The 21,388-nt window shown below is 63.9% G+C and carries 21 protein-coding genes; 3 read left to right on the plus strand and 18 right to left on the minus strand.

The genetic code is table 11. From position 1 onward, the window contains the following. Window positions 1–141 precede the first annotated feature (141 nt). The 5 genes from U1R88_RS30895 to U1R88_RS30915 all read right to left on the minus strand — a co-directional run bounded on the left by U1R88_RS30895 (window position 142) and on the right by U1R88_RS30915 (window position 6,179). Entirely contained in the window at window positions 142–1,158 is a 1,017-nt protein-coding gene (locus U1R88_RS30895) for a galactitol-1-phosphate 5-dehydrogenase (RefSeq protein ID WP_322434762.1), read from the minus strand. 55 nt (window positions 1,159–1,213) lie between these two features. Then, a complete protein-coding gene (locus U1R88_RS30900; RefSeq protein ID WP_322434763.1) occupies window positions 1,214–2,362 on the minus strand; it encodes a glycerol dehydrogenase in 1,149 nt (382 codons plus the stop codon). Window positions 2,363–2,502: 140 nt separating this feature from the next. Beyond that, window positions 2,503–3,492 (minus strand): ABC transporter permease, encoded by a 990-nt coding sequence (locus U1R88_RS30905; RefSeq protein WP_322434764.1) that lies wholly within the window; start codon window positions 3,490–3,492, stop codon window positions 2,503–2,505. Window positions 3,493–3,496: 4 nt separating this feature from the next. Continuing rightward, entirely contained in the window at window positions 3,497–5,014 is a 1,518-nt protein-coding gene (locus tag U1R88_RS30910) for a sugar ABC transporter ATP-binding protein (protein WP_322434765.1), read from the minus strand. A gap of 196 nt (window positions 5,015–5,210) precedes the next feature. Next, window positions 5,211–6,179, minus strand: coding sequence for a substrate-binding domain-containing protein (locus U1R88_RS30915; protein ID WP_322434766.1), 969 nt, complete (start codon window positions 6,177–6,179; stop codon window positions 5,211–5,213). A gap of 272 nt (window positions 6,180–6,451) precedes the next feature. Between U1R88_RS30915 and U1R88_RS30920 the strand changes: the two genes are divergently transcribed. Continuing rightward, window positions 6,452–7,072, plus strand: coding sequence for a glucose-6-phosphate isomerase (locus U1R88_RS30920; protein ID WP_322434767.1), 621 nt, complete (start codon window positions 6,452–6,454; stop codon window positions 7,070–7,072). A gap of 234 nt (window positions 7,073–7,306) precedes the next feature. Here the strand turns inward: U1R88_RS30920 and U1R88_RS30925 are convergent, their stop codons facing one another. The 8 genes from U1R88_RS30925 to U1R88_RS30960 form a co-directional block, all read right to left on the minus strand. Then, window positions 7,307–7,792: a MarR family winged helix-turn-helix transcriptional regulator gene (locus U1R88_RS30925; RefSeq protein ID WP_068285379.1), complete on the minus strand. Its 486-nt coding sequence runs from the start codon at window positions 7,790–7,792 to the stop codon at window positions 7,307–7,309. Window positions 7,793–7,917: 125 nt separating this feature from the next. Continuing rightward, window positions 7,918–8,499: an NAD(P)H-dependent oxidoreductase gene (locus U1R88_RS30930; protein WP_322434768.1), complete on the minus strand. Its 582-nt coding sequence runs from the start codon at window positions 8,497–8,499 to the stop codon at window positions 7,918–7,920. Further along, window positions 8,499–8,807, minus strand: coding sequence for a cupin domain-containing protein (locus U1R88_RS30935; RefSeq protein WP_322434769.1), 309 nt, complete (start codon window positions 8,805–8,807; stop codon window positions 8,499–8,501). The genes U1R88_RS30930 and U1R88_RS30935 overlap by 1 nt, the downstream gene beginning before the upstream one ends. Window positions 8,808–8,868: 61 nt before the next feature. After that, window positions 8,869–10,278 carry an FAD-binding oxidoreductase gene (locus U1R88_RS30940; RefSeq protein WP_322434770.1) on the minus strand — a complete coding sequence of 470 codons (1,410 nt, stop codon included), beginning with the start codon at window positions 10,276–10,278 and terminating at the stop codon, window positions 8,869–8,871. 49 nt (window positions 10,279–10,327) lie between these two features. Next, window positions 10,328–11,665 (minus strand): cytosine deaminase, encoded by a 1,338-nt coding sequence (locus U1R88_RS30945; RefSeq protein ID WP_322434771.1) that lies wholly within the window; start codon window positions 11,663–11,665, stop codon window positions 10,328–10,330. A 2-nt stretch (window positions 11,666–11,667) separates the two neighbouring features. After that, window positions 11,668–12,507: an ABC transporter permease gene (locus tag U1R88_RS30950; RefSeq protein WP_322434772.1), complete on the minus strand. Its 840-nt coding sequence runs from the start codon at window positions 12,505–12,507 to the stop codon at window positions 11,668–11,670. 66 nt (window positions 12,508–12,573) lie between these two features. Beyond that, window positions 12,574–13,368 carry an ABC transporter ATP-binding protein gene (locus tag U1R88_RS30955; RefSeq protein ID WP_322434773.1) on the minus strand — a complete coding sequence of 265 codons (795 nt, stop codon included), beginning with the start codon at window positions 13,366–13,368 and terminating at the stop codon, window positions 12,574–12,576. A 103-nt stretch (window positions 13,369–13,471) separates the two neighbouring features. Then, window positions 13,472–14,488: an ABC transporter substrate-binding protein gene (locus U1R88_RS30960; RefSeq protein ID WP_425545507.1), complete on the minus strand. Its 1,017-nt coding sequence runs from the start codon at window positions 14,486–14,488 to the stop codon at window positions 13,472–13,474. A gap of 153 nt (window positions 14,489–14,641) precedes the next feature. On the opposite strand from U1R88_RS30960, the gene U1R88_RS30965 reads away from it, so the two are divergent. Next, window positions 14,642–15,028: a RidA family protein gene (locus tag U1R88_RS30965; RefSeq protein WP_322434775.1), complete on the plus strand. Its 387-nt coding sequence runs from the start codon at window positions 14,642–14,644 to the stop codon at window positions 15,026–15,028. Between the two features lie 84 nt (window positions 15,029–15,112). Here the strand turns inward: U1R88_RS30965 and U1R88_RS30970 are convergent, their stop codons facing one another. The 4 genes from U1R88_RS30970 to U1R88_RS30985 form a co-directional block, all read right to left on the minus strand. Further along, the gene (locus U1R88_RS30970) at window positions 15,113–15,613 is read right to left on the minus strand and encodes a hypothetical protein (protein WP_322434776.1); all 501 of its coding nucleotides are present in this window, start codon (window positions 15,611–15,613) and stop codon (window positions 15,113–15,115) included. Between the two features lie 71 nt (window positions 15,614–15,684). Beyond that, the gene (locus tag U1R88_RS30975; protein ID WP_322434777.1) at window positions 15,685–15,945 is read right to left on the minus strand and encodes a hypothetical protein; all 261 of its coding nucleotides are present in this window, start codon (window positions 15,943–15,945) and stop codon (window positions 15,685–15,687) included. A gap of 4 nt (window positions 15,946–15,949) precedes the next feature. Then, on the minus strand, window positions 15,950–16,960 hold the full coding sequence (locus U1R88_RS30980) for a WD40 repeat domain-containing protein (protein WP_425545508.1): 1,011 nt from the start codon (window positions 16,958–16,960) through the stop codon (window positions 15,950–15,952). Window positions 16,961–17,148: 188 nt separating this feature from the next. After that, the gene (locus tag U1R88_RS30985; protein WP_322434779.1) at window positions 17,149–18,207 is read right to left on the minus strand and encodes a CobW family GTP-binding protein; all 1,059 of its coding nucleotides are present in this window, start codon (window positions 18,205–18,207) and stop codon (window positions 17,149–17,151) included. A gap of 323 nt (window positions 18,208–18,530) precedes the next feature. Here U1R88_RS30985 and U1R88_RS30990 point away from each other — a divergent pair, with 323 nt between their 5' ends. Further along, on the plus strand, window positions 18,531–19,988 hold the full coding sequence (locus U1R88_RS30990; protein ID WP_322434780.1) for a hypothetical protein: 1,458 nt from the start codon (window positions 18,531–18,533) through the stop codon (window positions 19,986–19,988). 130 nt (window positions 19,989–20,118) lie between these two features. Here the strand turns inward: U1R88_RS30990 and U1R88_RS30995 are convergent, their stop codons facing one another. Continuing rightward, window positions 20,119–20,988, minus strand: coding sequence for a tetratricopeptide repeat protein (locus U1R88_RS30995; RefSeq protein WP_156771434.1), 870 nt, complete (start codon window positions 20,986–20,988; stop codon window positions 20,119–20,121). Between the last annotated feature and the right edge of the window lie 400 nt (window positions 20,989–21,388).

The raw sequence follows: 21,388 nt of genomic DNA on the forward strand, positions 1-21,388 counted from the left end.
AGCGCAACTTCCTTCTCCCCTTGTGGGAGAAGGTGGCGCGTAGCGCCGGATGAGGGGTGGAAGAGGATGCCTTGCAAGGTAGCGCATCTCCCCTCATCCCCCTGCCGGGACCTTCTCCCGCAAGGGGAGAAGGAACTTAGTCTACGGCCTGAACATCACCTTGGAGAAGAACTCGTTCTTGCGCTTGAAGCTCTCGAACATGCCGGGCAGTTCCTCGAGCGTGAGCTCATGGGTGATCATGAATTCCCATTTGAGCTTGCCGGTGGCGAGAGCGTCGAGGGACACCGTCCACTGCTTGCCGGGGAAGGGCGCGCCGAAGGAGTTCCAGGCCCCGTGCAACGACACTTCCTGGCGCAGGAAGTGCTGGAAGGTCTGGTTCTCCAGCGCGACCTCGCCGACGGGAATGCCGATGAACACGACATGGCCGCCGGGGCCGGCCAGCTTGGCGGCGAAGTTGATCGAGGAGGGATGGCCGGCCGCCTCGACGATGAGGTCGCAATTCAACCCTGACGGCAGCGGATCGGTGATCAGCTGGGTGTGGGTCGCGCCGGCCTCGCGCGCCTGTTCGAGCTTCTGCTCGGAGACGTCGACGGCGACGACTTCCGTGCAGCCCATCAGCTTCATCCACTGGATGGCGAACAGGCCGATCGGGCCGCAGCCGATGACGCCGCCGCGCTGGCCGGCGGTGGGCGGGGCCTTCCAGACGGCGTGGAGGGCGATCGAGGCCGGGTCGGTCATGGCGATGGCGCGGGGATCGGCGTCGGCCGGGGCCTTGAGCAGATTGCCGACCGGCACCGCAACGAATTCGGTATAGGCGCCGTCGCGGCGGCTGCCGAAATAGTCATAGTTGCGGCAGCGCGAGAAATTGCCGGTCGCACATTGATCGCAGACCCGGCAGGGAATGAGCGGGGCGACGCCGACGAGCTCGCCCTTCTCGAAACCGGTCACGCCCGAGCCGATCTCCGCGATATGGCCCGAGAATTCATGCCCGCAGATGATAGGCATGCGATGGGCGCCCTTGGTCAGCATGCGCGGCAGGTCCGACCCGCATACGCCGACCGCCGCGACGCGCAGCAGTACTTCTCCGGTTGCGGCGACAGGCTTGGGGACTTCCTCGAGACGAATGTCACCGGGCGAATACATGACGGCTGCGCGCATGGTCAAAATCCTTGGATAGGGAATGGCGGGATCGGGAAAAGCGAAGCGGCGGCCGTCAGACGGCCTGCCGCTCCGCGCCGAAGAGCGAGGAGGTGAAGGCGTCCAGGGCGATGATGGCATCGCGGACGATCTCCACCGACAGGGATACGGCGACCCGCCAGGTGATCGAGCCTTCCTTAAGGGCCGCCTTGGCGACGCGCTCGATGTCCGCGGCGGTGGCCTTGCCGAGATGGAGGTCGGCGAGGGTGGTGGGCAGGCCCAGCGATTTGCAGAAGCGGGCGGTTTCCTCGATCTCGGCGAGGGGGCGCCCCTCCAGCATCAGCAGGCAGAGCACGCCGAAGGCGACCTTCTCACCGTGGAAGAAGCTGTGGCTTTCCTCCAGCGCCGTCAGGCCGTCATGGATGCCGTGGGCGGCGGAGACAGCGCAATTCTCGAAGCCAAGACCGCTGAGCAGCGTATTGGCCTCGATGATGTTCTCGACGGCTGGCGTCAGCGCGCCCTTCTCGACCGCGAGCTTGGCTGCCAGCGCATCGCGCATCAGCACTTCATGGCATGTCTTGGCGATGGCGATGCCGGCAAGCGGCGCGGGATAGCCGCCGGCGATGAAATTGTCCGAGCGCGATTCCAGGTTGGAGCGGGCTTCGAACCAGGTGGAGAGGGCATCGCCGATGCCGGCGACCAGGAAGCGCACCGGCGCCTTGGCGATCAGGGCGCTGTCGACCACCACCACGTCGGGGTTGCGCGACAGCATGAAGGATTCCTTGAACACGCCCTGCGGCGTGTAGGTCACCGCGATGGCGCTGGTCGGCGCATCCGTGGAGGCGATGGTCGGCACGATGGCGATGCGGGCCTTGTTGGCGATCGCGGCCAGCTTGGCCGTGTCGGCCGTCTTGCCGCCGCCGATGCCGACGACGACATCCGCCTTGGCCTCGGCGACCAGGGCCGTCACCCGCTCGATCTCCTCGCGGCAGCACTCGCCGTTGAACTTCTCCATGGTGAGGCCGAGGCCGCTGCCCTCCAGCGAGGCGAGGATCGAGGGGCCGAGCTTCTCGAAGACGAAGCCGTCAACGAGCAGGAAGGCCTTGCTGCCGAGCGGGCGCAGATGATCGGCGAGGCGGTCGATCTCGCCGGCGCGCTGGATGTATTTGAGCGGACCGCCGAAAGCCCGGCCCTGCGCGCTGTGCCATCCTTGAGTTGCAGCCATTTGGAGGGATTCCCTGTGTCGCACCGCCCGGTGGCGATGAATGATCGATATTCACATTTGTGAAGTATGATCATATATGTGAAAAACTAGACAAAAAGAGACGCGCTGTCAACGGAGTCGGCAGCGCGTCGGGTCGTGTTCTATCGCTTCAAGGTACCGGTGGCGTATTGCAGCAGCATCGCCACCACGATGATCAGGCCGGTATAGAGCTGCTGGCTGTAGCCGGGCACGCCCGCGAGGTTCATGATGTTGGCGATGATGCCCATCACCAGCGTGCCCAGCAGCGTGTTGACCACGTCGCCGCGCCCACCCATCAGGCTGGCGCCGCCGATCACCACTGCCGCGATGACGTTGAGCTCCATGCCGACGCCGACCTGGGCCGAGCCGATGGTCGTGCGGCTGGCCGAGATCACGCCGGCGAGCCCGGCCAGCGCCCCGGAGATCACATAGACGGAAAGGATGTAGCGCGGCACCGCGATGCCGGAGAGCCGCACGGCCTCCTCGTTGGAGCCGATGGCGGTGATGATGCGGCCGAAACGCGTGAAGGAGAGCACGATGCCGCCGACGATGAACACCGCGAACATCAGGATGACGGGCTGGGGTATGCCGAGCCAGTAGCCGGCACCGAAATCGGCCAGCGCCTGGCCGCCGTCACCGATCGAGATCGGCCGCCCTTCCGAGATCATGAAGGAGAGCGAGCGGGCGATCGCCATCATGGCCAGCGACATCACGAAGGAGGGCAGGCGCATATAGGCGACGAAGAAGCCGACGGCGAGGCCGCAGGCGGCGCCGCACAGGATCACCAAGGCGATGCTGACGCCGACGCCATAGCCGAGCTTGGCGATGAAATAGGCGGTGAGCACGCAGCCCAGCGCCAGCACCGAGCCGACGGAAAGGTCGATGCCGCGGGTGAGGATGACGAACAGCATGCCCACCGACATGATGCCCGCGCCGGAGGCGACCTGCCGGAGCACGTTCAGGATGTTGTTCTTGGTCAGGAAGCTGTCGGTCCACACGGAGGCGACGATGACCAGGACCAGGAAGATGCCGAGGGTCGCGAAACGCTGCACCAGGGCGCCGAGATCATAGCCGCGCTTGCCGTCGCCACGGTTCTCGCTGAGAGCTGTCATTGTCCTATACCGTTCCAGCTTGCATTATTTTGCCGGGCTGCCCGCCCTCGCTCATGGCCAGGGAAAGCAGGTTTTCCTCGCTGTAGTCGTCCGGCCTGAGTTCGCCGCGGATCTCGCCCTCGCGCATCACCAGCACGCGGTCGCACAGGCCGAAGAGCTCCTGATGCTCGGAGGAGATCACCAGGACGGCTTTGCCGGCTTCCGCCAGGCGACTGACGAGCGTGTAGATCTCGGTCTTCGCGCCGACGTCGACGCCGCGGGTCGGCTCGTCGAGGATGATGAGATCGCCATCGGCATGAAACCACTTGGCCAGCACCACCTTCTGCTGGTTGCCGCCCGACAGGCTCGATACTGGCGCGTCGACGCTGGCGGCCTTGAGGCGCAGGCTCTGGCCGAGTTCGCCGACGGTGCGCCGTTCCAGGCCCCGGCGCAGGAAGCCGAGCGCAGTGGTGACCGACGACATCCGCGCCATGGTGGCGTTCACCCGGATGGGCTTGTCGAGGATGACGCCCTGATGCTTACGGTCCTCGGGGACTAGCCCCACACCGGCCGCGACGGCGTCGCGCGGCGAGCGGAAATGCACCGGCTTGCCCTTGAGCTTGACGGCGCCGCTGTCGGGCTTGTCGGCGCCGAAGATCAGGCGGGCGACCTCGGTACGCCCGGAGCCGACCAGGCCGCCGAGGCCGACGATCTCGCCGGCGCGCACCGCCAGGCTGACATTGCGGACCTTGCGGCCGGCATGGAGGGCGGACACGCTGATCACTTCCTCGCCGATCCTGCGCTCCCCCTTCTCGGGAAAGAGGGCGGAGAGCGGGCGGCCGACCATCATGCGGATGATGTCGTCGATGGTCACGTCCTTGGCGGCGACGGTACCGACGAGCTGGCCGTCCTTCATCACCGTCATGCGGTCGGAAATCCGCATCACCTCCTCGAGACGATGGGAGATATAGACGACGCCGACACCGTGGCTGCGCAGATCGGCGATGACCTTGTGCAGGCGCTCGGCGTCCCGATCCGACAGCACGGCGGTCGGCTCGTCGAAAATGATGATCTTGACCTCGCGCGACAGTGCCTTGGCGATCTCGACCACCTGCTGATGGGCGACGGCAAGATTGCCGACGCGCTCGCCGGGGTCGATGTCGAAGCCGAGGCGCCTGATCAGCTCGCCGGCACGCTTTCTCAGCCCCGGCCCGGCGAAGATCCCGGGCAGTTCGCCCAGAAAGATGTTTTCCGCCACCGACAGATCGGGGGCAAGGGCCAGCTCCTGGTGGATCACGGCAATGCCGAGCGCCCTGGCCATGCGCGGATCGCGGAAATCGACATGGCTACCGGCGATCTTCACTTCGCCGCTGCTGGGCTGGAGTTCACCGCCGAGCACGCGCATCAGCGTCGACTTGCCGGCTCCGTTCTCGCCGAGCAAGGCGTGAACCTCGCCGCTCTGGACGTCGAAGTCGACACCCTTGAGGGCGTGTACGCCGCCGAAGGATTTGGTGATGGCGGTGAGCCTGGCGAGTTCGGACATGATGTCCTCGCTGGGTTGGAATCGTCGAGTAGGAAAAACGGTACGCCTGTCCTTCTCCCCGTGCGGGAGAAGGTGCCCCGAAGGGGCGGATGAGGAGAGACACGCGACTTTGCCGAGTCTGTGCTTCACCCCTCATCCCCCTGCCGGGACCTTCTCCCGCAAGGGGAGAAGGCAAAATTGGCCTCGAAGTCAGTGCTTAGAACACCGCGTCCTTCTTGTAGAACTTGTCGACGTTCTCCTGCGTGATCACCGCGGGGGTGGTGAGCTCGAGCTTGGGCGTGTCGGCGCCGAGTTCGCCCTTGAGGGCCTTCAGGCCGATGTCGACCGCGGTACGGGCCACCAGGTCTGGATCGTTGAGGCCGGTCGCGCCATATTTGCCTTCCTTGATGAGGGCGAGCGCTTCCTTCTGGCCGTCGGCGGCAGCGAGCACCAGCACGTCGTTCTTGCCGGCGGCCTGCAGCGCCTTCATGCCGCCCAGAGCCATCGAATCGTTTTCGGCCAGCAGCACGGTGACGTCGGGATGGGCCTGCAGCAGGTCCTCGGCGGCTTTGAGGCCGTCCTCGGTCGCCCAGTTGCCCCAGCCCTGGCCGAGTACTTCGAAGCTGGCCTTGCCGTCATTGACCAGCTGGCCCTCGACCAGGCCGCGGAAGACGCCGAGGCGGCGGTCACGGCCGACTTCGTTGCCCTGCGAACCCGAGAGCAGGATGATCTTCACGGGTTTGCCCTGCATCTTCTTGGCCAGCCACTGGCCGACCAGGAAGCCGTTCTGGTCGTTGGAGGAGCGCACCTGGGTGACGATGTTGGCCTTGGTGTTGATCGAGGAATCCATCACCACCACCTTCACGCCGGCCGCGGTGGCGGCATTGGCGGCACCGACGAGGCCTTCCGGATCACGTGGATTGAGAATCAGGAGGTTGACGCCCTTGGCGACCATGTCCTCGACGTCGGAAATCTGCTTGCCCATGTCGTTCTGGCCGTCGGAGGTGGTGACCTCGCAACCCGCCTTCTTGCCCTGATCGATGGCGGCGGCCTGCTGGGCGGCGAAATAGGGGGCGCTCAGCGTGTACATCGCCACGCCGATCTTGCAGTCGGCGGCGCTCGCCATGCCCATCGTGCCGGCCAGCAATGCTGCGGCCAGGCTGCTGCCCAAAAGGGTCTTCTTCATCGGCTCTCTCCTCCACGTCGTCTGTCAGGGCATTTTTCCTGGCCCTGTTCTGTAGCATAAGTACATTTTTTGAAAGGGGTCAAGCGAGCCAAATTTTAAAAAATTGAAACAAAATCACATACGTGAAATATTGCAACGCAATATTGCCGAAATTAGCTTAAAACAAGTTAAATTGATGCGCTCGGGGTTGTCGAGGCGCTGATAAAAATGTAGTGATGCTACAAAATAGCGAGCTTACTGGATTGCCGCGGTCAAAAGAAAGGTTGGTTGATATGCCCATGCGCGAGCCGGGTCTGTGCGTCGTCGATGTCGAGAAGGGGGAGTTGCGGGGGGCGACCAACCGCTACACCAAGACGATGGGCGACCTTGCCGGCCTCTATGAGGACGAGGCTGCCTACCAGGCCGTCCTGGCCGAACTCGGCGACAAGGTCGTCTATGAGGTGACGGACTACAAACCCTCGGCGGATGCCGGTGACATGATCATCGGGGTCACCCGCATGATTCCCGGCAAGGTGGGGCGCGAATATTTCCTCACGCGCGGCCATATCCACGCCAATCCGAATCGTCCGGAAATGTATTACGGCGAGAGCGGGCACGGCATCATGCTGCTGGAATCGCCGGCTGGGGAGATCCGCAGCGTCGAGATCGGGCCGCGCAGCCTGTGCTACGTGCCGCCCTATTGGATCCACCGCTCCGTCAATGTCGGCACCACCGATCTCGTCATGACCTTCGCCTATCCCGCCGACTCGGGGCAGGACTACGACATCATCGCCAAGGCCGGCGGCATGCGCAGCCGCATCGTCGATGACGGCAAGGGCGGCTGGGCGGCTGTCGACAATGCCGGGTACCAGTTCCGGGCCAAGGAATTGGTCGATAGCATCATGGCAAGGTGAGGGAGGTCCCAAGCCTTCTCCCCCTGCGGGTATCGTCAACTCTCTTGAGTTGACTAGAGGTGCCCCGAAGGGGCGGATGAGGGGTTTCTCGACCTAACTGATTTCGGTGTCATGGCCACCACTGCGGAGACGAGCCGGATGGGTCACGAGACCCCTCATCCGGCGCTTCGCGCCACCTCTAGTCAACTCAAGAGAGTTGACGATACCCGCAAGGGGAGAAGGCTTTCCCGCCCCTCAAGCCTCGTCGGCGTCGCCCTCGTCGTCGTCATCGGCGTCGATTTCGCCGCCGAGGGCGTGCTTGAAGCCCTTCTCGACCCGCTTGAGCAGCTTGCGCAGGCGCTTGCGGTCCTTGTTGTCGAGGTGGCTGGTGGCTTCCGCCTCGATGTCGAGCGCCAAAGCAGCGATGGCGGCGGCCTTTTCCTTGCCGTCCGCGCTCAGGCCAACGCGCACGACGCGCCCGTCGCCGTCGGTCGCCTTGCGCTCGATCAGGCCGGCGGCCGACAGGCGCGCGATGGTCTTGGAGGCCGTTGGCGGCCGGACGCGCAGGATGTCCGCCAATTCGCTCATCGAGAGGGCTTCCCGCCCGGCAAGGGCTTCGAGCACCTGTTCCTGGCCCGGAAACAGGCCGAGCCCTTCGAGGAGTTTGGCAGTGCGGGCCCGGTGCAGCCGGGCCACGTGGATCAACTGATAACCAAGTGTCTTGGAGGCCGGATGTCGCATGGCAATGATCCGCCGGCTGATGATTTGCTGTAGCCGGCTTCAGATACAGTTTCTGATAGAAAATGTCGAGGATTTCGTAGGCTTTTGCTGGAAATCCGGTAAAAATTTCCTATCCGGCGCAGCTTTTAGATCCCGGCGAGCGTCCGCTCCACCTTGGCCAGGAAGGCAGCACGCGAACTGTCGGTCGACAGGTTCATCGAATAGTGGGCGAGGTAGCGAAAGCGTGCGAAGGGCTGCACCACCGCCCGCAGCATGCGCGTGACCACCCGGCGCGGCGGGTCGCTCATCAGCAGGGCCTTCAGATGCGAGCCGCCATAGGTGGTGACGGCCACCACCTTGGTGATGTTGTGCAAATTGCCGTGGACCTTGCCGTTGACCAGGGTGAAGGACACGCCGGGCAGGAAGACACGGTCGAAAAACCCCTTGAGGATGGCCGGAAAGCCGTAGTTCCAGATCGGCGTGACGATCACCAGCGCGTCGGCCCGCTGCAGGCGCTCGACGTAGGGTGCTACACCGTTCTGGTTTCTTGCGGTGTCGTGATAGGCACGCCGTTCGGCGGCCGTGAGCACCGGCTGGAAATCCTCGGCATAGAGGTCGCAATCATCGACCTCATGGCCGGCCTTGCGCAGGGTCTCCACGGCGCAGGCATGCAGCGCTGCGCCGAAGGATTCCTCGCAAGGGTGGGAGAACAGGACCAGGACCCGCATCAGCCCTTCATCTCGACTTCGACGAAGGCCATGTGGGACTGGCCTCCGTTGAAGACATTGTGCTCGACGCCGGCCGGCCGCGAATAGGAGGTGCCGGCGGAAAGCGGCACCAGCTTCTCGCCCTGGGCGTCGACGATGCGTAGCGTGCCGTCGACCAGCGGCACCACGGCATAGGGATATTCATGCCGGTGCCAGCCGGTCTCCTGCCCGGGCTGGAAGTCGTAGCGGGTGATGCGTACTCTGATATCGTCGACCTGAAGCGTTCCGGTCGCCAGATTGGTGTTGTCGCTGTTATGTGCTCCACACATGGCTGGGCCTTTCATCGGCTATGGTTTGGGTATGGCGGGACGATTTCGGCCGACGGGATGGTCAGGCCTCCATCTGCATGCCCCGGAACAGATAGGTCCGGTTCTTGGTGTAATCATAATCCGGATCGTCCCAGGCGATCATCTTGCCGGGATTGAGCAGGCCCTTGGGATCGGCCTCGCGCTTGAAGGCGAGCTGCACCTCGTCGGTCTGCTTCATGCCGCCTTCCTCGAGCGTATAGCGGTGCGGATTGAACACCGGCGCGCCCATGTCCTCGTGGATGCGGATGATCTCGTCGAGGCGCTCTTCGGTGGTGAACTTGACGAGCGGCAGGCCGAAACAGGTGATCTTGCCGTCGAAGCGCACGAATTCGAGATGGGCCACCACTTCGTCGCCGAAGGCGGCATGGATCTTCTCTACCAGCGCCAACTGGTTGGGGAAGGGATAGAGCGTCTGCAGATAGGTGATGGCCGGATCGATCTTGAGGGCGCGCAGCGTGGTGTGGTTCCAGCCGAGCTCGTAGATGTCGGGCAGGCCCTTGCGATCCGCTTCGCTCAGGCCCGACGTCGAGAACAACAGTTCGGCGCCCATGCGCCGACGGGTGATGGTGAGGAAGGCATCGTAGTTCTGCGGGGCGATCATGGCACAGATGATGTGCTTGTCCCGCGGGATCCAGCGCCGGTGCCGGTTGAAATAGTCATGCGCCGCTGGCGCGGCGACCACGGCGAGCTGTTTCTTGAGGATGCCGTCGGCCTCGCCCGTCTCATTGGCGAAGGCGGCTGCCTCGGCGAGCGTGTCGAAACCGACGATGACGTCGATCCATTTGAAGGCGGATGTCAGCGGCATTTCGACTTCGGTGATGATGCCATTGGTGCCATAGGCATGGCTGACCTTGTGCAGATCCTCGCCCGTGAGGTCGAGGATGCGCGGGTTTGCCTCCATCGTCACCACCTTGAGGCGGGTAACGTTGCCCCAATCGCGCAGGCCGCCCCAGGTGATCGAGCCGACGCCGCCCGAGCCGCCGGCGACGAAGCCGCCGATGGTGGCCGTCTTGGCGGTGGAGGGGTGCAGGCGCAGTTCCTGGCTGGAATGGGCCTGCGTCTTCTTGTCGATCTCGGCCATTACCGCGCCGGCTTCGGCGACCAGCACGCCTGGTTCGATCGAGATGATCTTGTCCATGAAGGACAGGTCGAGTACCGCCCCGCGCGACAGCGGCATGGCCTGGCCGTAATTACCGGTGCCGGTGCCGCGCGGCGTGACGGGAATGTCGAGCTCGTAGCAGGCGGCGAGCGCCGCGACGACATCGTCCGTGGATTTGGCGAAGATGATGCAATCGCCGGTGATGTGGTCGAGCTCGCGCTTGAGCACCGGCGAATACCAGAAGAAATCACGGCTCTTCTGCCGCACCAGGGTCGGGTGATCCTCGATGCGGATGTCGGGCAGGCGGGCCTTGAGGGCGGCGATGTCGGTCATGATTGTTCCTGGGATCGCAGGCTTCCGGCCTGCTCTTGGCAATGTTGCGCTAGTCGGACGGGAAGAGCAGGCTGGAAGCCTGCGATCCCAGGAGCAGCGCATCCAGCTCTTCATAATCGGGCAAAGTGGTGTCAATGGCCCGGCCGTCGCGCACCACGATACGGTCGGCCTGCGGCCGGGACAGCAGTTCCGTCCAGTTCCTGGCCTTGAACAGCACGAAATCGGCCGGCCCCCCGACCCGCAGCCGGCCGGCATCGATGCCCATCACCGAAGCGGGCGTCGCCGTGATCGCCTTGGGCCAGTCGCCGAAGGGATGGTCGAGATGGGCCACGCGCGCCGCCTCGCGGAAGACCTCGAGGGCGTCGAGATCGCCATAGGCATAGAAGGGGTCGCGGGTGTTGTCGGAGGAGACTGCGACATCAACGCCGGCGGCCTTCAATTCGTGGAGCAGCGTCACGCCGCGCGAGCGCGGGGTGCGGCCGGGAACGCGGTCCTGCAGATAGAGGTTGCACATCGGCAGCGAGACCACGGCGATGCCCGCTTCGGCCACCTTGTCGATGGTGGCCTTGATCTCGTCCTCCCCCTGCCGGGCGAGGGAACAGCAATGGCCGACCGTGACTTGGCCGGCGAAGCGATGGCGCAGGGCCGCCTCGGCGACGTGGTGCAGCGAGCGCGCCGTGGGATCCTGGGTCTCGTCGACATGGAAATCGAGGTCGAAACCATTATCGGTGGCGAGGCGGAACAGCGTGTCCAGGCCTTGGTCGAGTTCGGGCACCATATAGGTGACGCCGCCCAGGACGCCATCATGCGCGCGCAGGGCGGCAGCGATCTCTGACATATGGGCGCGATCGGCCACATGCTCGATGGAGAACAACGCCACCGCCTGCAGCTCGATGCTGCCGGCCCATTTCTCGCGCATCTCACTGAAAACAGGCCAGGAAATGCCGATCTGCTTGCCGATCGAATCGAGATGGGTGCGGATCGCGGATGTGCCATGCGCATAGGCGCAGCGCAGCGAGAAATCCATGCGGGCGGCGACGTCGGCTGCCGACCAATGGGCCTCGCGATCCAGGGTGACGTTGTCGAGCGCGCCGAAGAAGGTGCCGTCGGGATTGCGGCGGCGCGGCCAGATATGGCCCTTGTCGAGATGGGTGTGCAGTTCCACGAAGCTCGGAAAGACCATGCCGGTCGAGAGCGCGTCGGAGGGGCCCATCACGGCCTCGATCGCCTCGATGCGTCCGTCGGCGACGGTGAGGCAGATGCGCGCCAGGCCGTCCTGGTCGATGCCGGCAAGCCGCTGCGGCACCAGGCAGGCCGGCACGCTGGCCTCGACCGCCCAGCGGCCGGTGGGCGGGATCTTTGCAGCAGTCTGGGCGGCTCTGGACACGATCAGTTTTCCCGCTTCAGTGCGCTCTCATGCCATTTGTACAGCAGGAGATGCGACAGATAGGACAGGGCGAGGAAGATGGCGATGCCGCTCAGCGACAGCAGCACCAGCGCGGCATAGGCTCGCGGATAGGCAAAATAGCGCGGCGCGAGATAGATGATATAGCCAAGCCCGCCGCGGGCGCCGCCCGCACCGGTGGCAAGCTCCGACACCACGGCGCCGATCAACGACAGGCCGCCGGCAATGCGTACGCCGCCAAGGAAATAGGGCAGGGCGCCGCGCAGTCGCAGCAACCAGAGCTTCTGCCAGGACGAAGCGCGGTAGAGCTCGAAGAGGTTGAGCAGATTGTGGTCGGTCGAGCGCAGGCCGATCAGCGTGTTGGCGAGCACCGGGAAGAAGGCGACGAGCCACACGCAGATCAGGAGCACGGTGGCCTGCGAGAAGATCACCAGCAAGAGCGGCGCCAGGGCCAGGACCGGCGTGACCTGCAGGATGATGGCGTAGGGGTAGAGCGTATATTCGACCAGCCGCGACAGCGAGAACAGGACGGCAAGGCACACCCCGCCCACCACGGCGAGCACGAAGCCTTTCAACGTCACTTCCAGGGTGAAGAGCCAGGCCGGCCCCAGGGTTTCCCATTCGCGGAAGAAGGCGGCCCAGATCTCGCTCGGGGCTGGCACCACCTTCATCGGCGTGAGGCCGGCGGCCACGCAATATTCCCAAATCCCCAGCACCACCACCAGAAAGGCCAGAGGCAGCAGCCATTTCAACAGGGCGGGCGGGCCCCGGCGGGACGTCGCAGAAGGAGAGGCGGCATCGCCTGCCGAACTGATCGCGCTCATCCTGTTCCTGCCCTCCTGATCCGAATTGCTGTGATCCAAATTCTTGGCGATCCAAACTCTTGGCGATCAATGTCCGTCGACGGTCTCGGCAGTCTTGCCGATCGCCGAGGTCAGCGCGGCGGAGGCCTGGCGGCAATAGTCGACATAGACAGGCGTGGTCCGGAAGGCCGCGCCGCGCGGGCGTTCGGCATCGATCGTAAGTTCGGCGAAGGCGCGTCCCGGCCGGGCCGCCATCACCACGATGCGGTCGGAAATATAGACGCTTTCGAACACCGAATGGGTGACGAATACCACCGTCCAGCCGAGTTCGTCCTGCAGGCGCATCAGGTCGTCGTTGAGCTTCTGGCGGGTGATCTCGTCGAGCGCCGCGAAGGGCTCGTCCATGAGGAGGAGCCGAGGACGGGTCACCATGGCACGGGCGATGGAGACACGCATGCGCATGCCGCCGGAGAGTTCGCGCGGATAGGCATCGGCGAAGGCGGTGAGGCCGACGCTGTCGAGGGCCTGCATGACCGGGTCCCGGACGGCCTTGCGCGACACGCCTTTGAGGCGCGAAGGCAGCCAGACATTGTCGAACACGCTGGCCCAGGGCATCAACGTCGGTTCCTGGAAGACGAAACCGACGTCGCGGGAATGGTCCGCTCCGCCATCCGCCCAGACTACGCTGCCGCTCGAGGCCTCGCCCAGCCCGGCGATGATGCGCAGCGCCGTCGACTTGCCGCACCCCGACGGCCCCAGCAGCGAGAGGATCTCACCCTGGCGGATGTCGAGGTCGAGATGCTGGAGCGCGGTGGTGCCCGAGGAGAAGGTCTTGCCCACGTCGCGCAACGAGACGACGGTCGGGCGGGCCGTTCGATTCAAGACAGGTCTCCGGTACATTGAGCTAGCCTGTCGCCTTGGCGAGACAGTCTTTCACGGCCAGCGTGACGCCTTAGCTCAGCCACTGACGCTCGATCGGGCATCGTCACTTCTTGATCAGGTCGGAGCCGACATTCTTGTTCACGAATTTCAGCGTATAGGCCTTCTTGTAGTCGAAATCGGGCTTGTAGAGGCCGACGGCGACCATCTTGTCGAAGAAGGACTTCATATGCTCGTCGGTCATGGCGCCGATGCCGGTCTTTTCGGCGTCACCCGACATGACGATGCCATAGGCCTTGATCTGCTTGACGGCGAAGGCGAGGTTCTCGTCGGTCATGTCGGGATTGTCCTTCTGGATCGCCGCATTGCCGAGCTTGTTGTCGCCGTAGAGATAGGTGGCCCAGCCGATCGCCGAGGCATCGACGAATTTCTGTACCACGTCGGGCTTGCTGTCGATGATGTCCTGGCGGGTGACGATCAGGGTCGAATAGGTGTTCCAGCCCTGGTCGGCGATCAGGAAGACATTGGGCTTGAAGCCGCCGCCCTTTTCCACCTGGAGAGGCTCGGACGCCACATAGCCCTGCTGGACCGAACCTTTGTCGGCGATGAAGGGCCCGGGATTGAAGTCGTAAGGCTTGACGACCTCGTCGGTGAAACCGAAGGCCGCCTTCATCCAGGCATAGCCGGTGGCCTGGAAATCGGGGCCGATGAAGATGGTTTTGGCTTTCTTCAGGTCATCCCAGCTGTCGAGGCCGACGCCGGGATGCGTCATCAGGATCTGCGGGTCCTTCTGGAAGGTCGCGGCCACTGCGACGAGGGGAACGCCCTCCTTGGCGGCCGAGAAGACCTCGACCAGATTGCCGCCCATGTAGAAATCGTTCTTGCCGGCGACCAAAGCGGTGGCGTTGTTGGCGGTCGGGCCGCCCTGCACGATCTCGACGTCGAGGCCGAACTTCTTGTAGGTGCCATCCGCCACGGCCTGGTAGTAGCCGCCATGCTCACCCTGGGCCAGCCAGTTGGTGCCGAAGCGAACCTTCACAAGGTCCTCGGCATAGGCCCCGTTGAAGCCGGCAAAAACCACGGCCGTCGCTGCAAGCACGGCGGTCTTGAGCATGCTGTTCATTCCTGTCGCCTCAGTTCGGGTTCGTCTTGCGAGGCGCCGGTATTGAAAGGCCGTAACGCCGAGGCCCGATTGTTAGCGCCAATTCATACTTGCACAAGTCGTAATCACGATTAATTTTGCGCCGACGAGATTTTCGAAGAGATCCTTCCCGCCATGCTTCGCGCCATCACGCCGCCCGCGCTGCGCGCCCCCTTCGCCCGCTACAGCCACGCCATGGAGGTGCCGGCCGGCGCCCGCCTGGTCTTTTGTTCCGGCCAGCTCGGCATCGGCCCTGATGAGGCCATCCCTGAAGGCGCGGAGGAGCAGGCCAGGCTGATCTTCAAGGCCATCGAGGCCATCCTGGCGGAAGCCGCCATGGGGCTTGCCGATATCGTCAGGATCAACGCCTTTGTCACCGGCCGCGAGCACATGGCCGGCTACATGAAGGCCCGCGATGCCGTGGTCGTCGACCCGCCGCCGGCCTCCACGCTGATGATCGTCTCGGGCTTCACGCGGGAGGCGTTCAAGGTCGAGGTGGAGGTAGTGGCGGCAAAGGCGTGAAGAACCCTCCTCCACGCCAGCAACAAGGCTATGGAATAAGTTTGAGCGCTTATCTCAGGCGCAGGACCGAGCTCATCGCGGGCTTCAGGCCGAGCCCTTGATACTCGCTGGTAAGGCGGGATACGGTTTCGCGCAGGGCGTCGGGACCGTCGGCCGTTTCGCCGTCGATCGTCGCAGCGATCTGGCAGCCCATTCGTCGGGCGAAGGTTTCGGCAGGACGGATTCCCGAAATGCTTTATCCATAGCCCCCGACAACGTTTTGGGATCGAAACGGCGCGCGGCTGGATAGTGGACCGCACATTCGGCGATCGGGTCAGGAAGGAAATTCCGATTGGGATCCTTGTTTGCCTCGACATCAAGAATGTCAAGGTCGAGCGGTGGAGGCACAAGGCGAAGTGCGAGTTCGATCTCGCTCGTGCCCGGCAGAGCGTTCTCGGCTCGGTTTTCCGTTTCGGTCGTCGTGGAAAACTCGAGATCGACCTGTGGAAGAGGAGGCTTATGCAGCGCTTGGCTCGTTCTGTCGTCGGCGATGGTTATTGCCCTTGCCTCAGTACCACGCAAGAAAGCGATCAACTTTCGGAACATTGGGGCCCCCGAGCGGTTGGCGCGACCATACCTATCAAAATCGGCACAAATGGGCGAGCTACAGAGTAGCTCTACCCGGCCAGCGCCTGTTCGACCGCGGCACGCTCGACCTCCAGCAGCGGCGCCAGCACCTTGTAGGCCTTGGTCTTCATGCCCGGCTGCATCACCAGGATCACCGTCTCGGTGCCGGGGCAGGCGGCATCGCCGCACTGGATCTCGCTGACGGAGATGGCGGTCTCCTCGTCGAGCCCCAGGATCTCCCGCGTCATCTGCTTGATGGCGGCGGCCCTGTCGCGGTCGGCCTGGCTGGGCTTGCGAAACAGGCCGAACACCACCTCAGGCGGCTCCGGGCAGAGTGAGGATGCCGGCGGCGCCATCCTCGGCGCCGAGGGCGAGCTGGGCACCCGTCTTGTCCCAGGCGAGTGCCGTGATACCCGATCCGGGCACGGCACGGCGCACCAAGATCTCCGAGGCGTCGGTCAGGCGGCAGAGCAGCACGCAGCCATCCTCGTAGCCGAGCGCCAGCACCAGTGCCTTGGGATGGAAGGCGACCCGCGTCACCTTGGCGTGGCGAATGCCGCATTCGCGCGGCGCCTTGCCCATCGGGCCGTCCTTGCTCTGGAACGGCCAGACGATGCCGGCATCGGCACCGGAGGTCGCCAGCCAGTTGCCGTCATGCGACCAGGAGAAGGAGCGCGTCTTGGAGGGATAGCCCGACATGCGCATGTGCTTCTTCTCGGCGACCGTCCAGCCATGGAGGGTGTTTTCCTGCATGGAGGTGACGATGAAGCGGTTGTCGGGCGAAATCGTGATGTCGAGGTGGCTGCCCTTCCATTCGTAGAATTCGGGGGCGGCGGTGGAATTGGGGAACCAGGCCGAGACGCCGTTGTAATGGGCGATGGCCAGGCGGTAGCCCTTGGGCATGAAGGCAAGGCCCCGCACGCTGGACGGTGCCGTCCACTGCTTCACATTGCCCTTTTCGTCGCGGGCATAGACGGCTTTACCCGCCGACCAGGCCGCGGCGCCGCCCGCCGAGATCGCCACTGCGTCGATCCACTTGTTGCCGGCTTCGCCGATCTGGCCGATCTCGCCATTGGCGGAGAGGGCCATGATGCGCCCGTCGTCGCCACCGGCCACGAGCGTGCTGGCATTGGCGCTAACAGCCAGCAAGCCGGCATCGCCGAATAGGGCGTCGCGCTTCTCCTCGCCGATCTCCGCCCTGAGCACGGTGCCGTCGGCCAAGGCGAAGACGGGCGTGCGGCCCAGCCAATGGCAGGCCAGCACGTGGCTGCCGGCCTCGACCGGGGTGACGCTTTCGGACAGGGAAGGGAAGGAGGTGGTGTTCAAGGCGGGGCTCATGGACAAGAGGCGGGGATGTTGTGGGGTTGCGCGGCGATTCACCCCTCATCTCCCTGCCGGGACCTTCTCCCGTAAGGGGAGAAGGAGTTTGATTCGGCTCGACACATCCCATTGAAATCCCTTCTCCCCTTGCGGGAGAAGGTGGTGGAAGCCGGATGAGGGGTGCAATCTCCTCCCTACGCCGCGCAGGCGCGGAAACCCTTCTCGAGTTCGTCGCGGTTGAGGTTGTGCCCGATGAACACCAGGCGCGACTCGCGCTTTTCGTCCGGCTTCCAGTCGCGCTGGAGATCGCCGTCCACGATCATGTGCACGCCCTGCAGCACGAAGCGGCGCGGCTCGTCCTTGAAGGCGAGGATGCCCTTCCAGCGCAGCAGGCTCGGTCCCTCGCTCTGGGCGATGCGATCGATCCAGGGCATGAACTTCGCCGGATCGACATCGCCGTCGATCTTCAGCGACAGCGACTGCATGGTCTCGTCGTGATAGTGCTTCAGGCCGTGGTCGTGATGATGATGGTCATGGCCATGGTGATGGTCGTGATCATGGTCATGGTCATGCTCGTCGACCTCGAGGAAGGCGGGTTCCAGGTCGAGGATGCGGTCGAGGTCGAAGGCGTTGCGGCCGAGCACGTCCGCGATCGCCACGTTGGAACGCGTCGCCTTGTGCAGCTTGGCGTAGGGGTTGAGGGCACGGATGCGCATCTCGACCTCATGCAGTTCCGGCGCCGTGACGAGATCGGTCTTGTTCAGGACGATGACATCGGCGAAGGCGATCTGGTTCTTGGCCTCGGGCGCGTCCTTGAGACGATCCTTCAGCCATTTGGCGTCGGCCACGGTGACCACCGCGTCGAGGCGGGTCTTCTCAGCGACGTCCTGGTCGACGAAGAAGGTCTGGGCCACCGGTGCCGGATCGGCCAGGCCCGTGGTCTCCACCAGGATGGCGTCGAACTTGCCCTTGCGCTTCAGGAGGCCGTCGATGATGCGGATAAGGTCGCCGCGCACCGTGCAGCACACGCAGCCATTGTTCATCTCGAAGACTTCCTCGTCGGCATCGACGATAAGGTCGTTGTCGATGCCGATCTCGCCGAACTCGTTGACGATGACGGCATAGCGCTTGCCATGGGGCTCGGTCAGGATGCGGTTGAGCAGGGTGGTCTTGCCGGCGCCGAGATAGCCGGTGAGAACGGTGACGGGAATCTTGTCGGACGTCTTATCCTGCGAAGCAATCGTATCGGCCATGGCAATCTCCGGAGCGCGGGCGCGCTCTTCAGCAAAGAACTGGCGTGCGGTCGGGGGCGCTGCTGCCCGGCCGCATTCGCTCAGCCTTATATTGGATCGATGCCGTCGGATGTAAGCCCCAAAGTGTGATTCTTCCCGCCGCTTCGAAGATGGGGCGTAGGTTGGCGTTCCCTGGTTTTGGAAGGCTGCCTACACCCGTTATGCTCTGGGAACGGCGCAGAACCCATGACTATACTGCATCGCTCGACGGACTGCGGATGTCCTGCAGGTGTCGCGCAGGATCTGGGCCATGATGCACCCTTCGATTCAGCCAATATGAACCGATGAGAATAGCGACCATCCACGATATCTTTCGTTCCAGCGTGCTCGGCATGCCAGAGGCCGATCCCGTCATCGGCCTCTGGTTCTACAATAGAATCCTTCAGATTTTGAGGCCGCTTCGAATTGAGGTCGAGCGTGTCTCAATCCTGGCGAATGGCGAGCCTTCCCTGCTCGAGGACCTCGCGGCACGGCATGGGTGGCCGCGGGACAAGAAGGGCTGGGCGCATGTCTTTTCCCACCCGGAGGTTGTCGGCCTGATCATGCCGACTCTCGATCGGCTCCGGACATTCGATCTGGTGCTGGGATTCGAGATGCCCCCCAACTTGATCCGTGCTCTCCATGCCCACGGACAAAGACTGGTTGATATCTCGGTCGATCCCATCCGCTTCTGCGAGGATTTGTTCTTGCGCATGCGCAGCAACGATCCCGTGCTTCAGGCGCGGCTGGCCGAACAATCCGCGCCATCCGAACAGATCGCTGCCGGCGCAGCGGAGCTCAAAGCCCGAATTCTGCCGCTGTCCGCCCAGCCGGAGGCCATCGTGTTCGCAGGACAGGTTCCCGATGACAGCAGCCTGATTGCCGGCAGCCATATTCAAAGTGCGGTGCCTTTTGCCGATCGATTGAACGAGGTCGCCGCCGGACGCGAGATTCTGCTGAAGCCGCATCCCTACGCGCCTGGCAATCCCGACCTTGCCATGCTGCATCGCGCCTTGCCCAAAAGCCGCTTCACGCGCGACAACATCTACGCCCTGATGGCGGCTCCCTGGCTTGGGGCCGTCGTTACTCTTTCATCGAGCGTGGCGACGGAAGCCGCGTATTTCGACAAGCCTGCCATCCGGCTGATCAAGCCGGATGTGGAGTTTGTCGAGCCCGGCGTGATCGGCCCGTTCCAGCGCATCGACGGCAGGGCTGCGAGCGCGCCCTTCTGGGGGGATCTGCTCGATCAAGCCGTTCAGATGCCGAGCCGTGCATCCCCGCTTCCCCCGCTGCGTCATATGTTCGGGGCAAACTGGGGACTTCCGCGGCCCATGACGGCCATTGCCCCCTTGCCGCTTTCGCGCGGCGAAACAACGACGAATATCCAGCCCTATTGCCTATTCGGCTGGAGCGGAACGGAGCCGGATGGCGTCTGGAGCGATGGGGTCCTGGCGGTTCTTCAGCTGCCCGCCTGTGCTGACGGATTGGCATCGACACTGGTTCTGACGCTCAATGCGTTCGCGCCGGATGTGGGCCACCGACAGGAACTGACGATTTCTTCACCGCCCGTCGGCCTCATCGAGAAAATCATATTGGCAACCGCAGAAATACGCGATTTGCGGATTCCCCTTCCGCCGGCACCTGTCGGTTCGATGCTGGAAATCTCGATCGGCATGGATACTGCGACCAGCCCCAAGGAGCTCGGCATCGGTCCGGACGAACGCCGCCTCGGCATTAAGCTGCGTCGAATGGCGATTGCCTGACAGCGAAGCTGCGCGATGCCGCACAGCCGATCGGTCCTTGCGATCGGATCGACTGCAGAGTGGAACCTCCCCCGAAGTCGGGGAAGGTCCGTTGCGCCTCTTTCGGCGTGGTCTATGTCTACCGCCGCCGTCAGGCGCCGCCGCCGAGGCGGCTGAGGCCGCTTTTGGCCGCGGCATTGCTCGAATCGATCGCCAGCGCACGCTGGAAGCTCTCGCGGGCCTTCTGGGTGTCGTTCAAGCCGGCCTGGGCGTAGCCGCGGCCGGCCCAGGAGGCGGCATTGCGGTTGTTGATCTGCAGGGCCTGGTCGAAGTCGGACAGCGCCTCCTTGTATTTCTGCAACTGCAGATAGGAGCTGCCGCGCGAATAATAGGGGGCTTCGGCGCGTGGATCGTTGGAGATCGCCGAGGTGAAGTCGTCGATCGCCACTTCATGATTGCTGCCGGCCTGGCGGATCAGGCCGCGATTGTAATAGGCCTCGGCCGTTTCGGGCTTGATCTTGATGGCCTTGTCATAGTCGGCCATGGCCTGCTGGGTCTGGCCTTGCAGGCGGTAGATATTGCCGCGGCCGACATAGGCGGGCGCGTAGTTGGGATCGTTGGTGATCACCTGGCTGTAATCGGCCATCGCCTGGGCGGTCTGGCCGGTCTTGCGGTAGACCAGAGCGCGGTTGGCCAGGGCCTGCACGAAATTCGGGTCGATCTGCAGCGCGCGGTTGAAGTCGGAGATGGCCGGTCCGTATTGGTTGGAACGGGCATAGGCCGAGCCGCGCATGTTCCAGGCCTCGGGATCGTTGGGGTTCTTTTCGATCACCGAGGAAAGCGAACCGATGTCGGCGGACGCCACCTGACGGCTGCTGGCATCGCCATCATCGCCACCGCCGCCGGTGGAGGCGCAGCCGACCAGGCCAAGGCCCGCAACGCCCAGCATCAGGAGCGCGGCAATGCGGGAGATGGAGGGTCTGGCTGGGGGCTCTGCCGTGGTTGTCGTGGAAAGTGTCATCTTGTCGGTCCGGGTCCATCGAGACGAATTTACAAGGGGGCCGTAAATCTGGCCGTGATCCAACTGCTGCCCAATCCTACCGGCCCTATGCTGGCGCCCGCAATGCCGGTGTTCGGCATTGCGGCGATACGCATCGGCGGACAGGACGGAGACTGAGCCATGGTGGTCCGGACAGACTGGAAAAAGCGATACGGCGTGCAATCTGCCGGATTAACCTTGCCGGAAAGTAAAGCCTCTCCGCACATCTGCCCCTTGACGACGGGTCTTGCCTGCGAGGCCAAAGTGCGTTCGAGCGGAAACGCTCCCTTGCGCGGGCCCTTCGTTCGAATGCGCCCGTGTGATTCCTGGTGATTCTGCCGAGCGGCAAAACGCCTTGGGCAATACAAACGCAAACGCCCGG

Source organism: Labrys sedimenti (assembly GCF_034424805.1).
Lineage (GTDB): Bacteria > Pseudomonadota > Alphaproteobacteria > Rhizobiales > Labraceae > Labrys > Labrys sedimenti.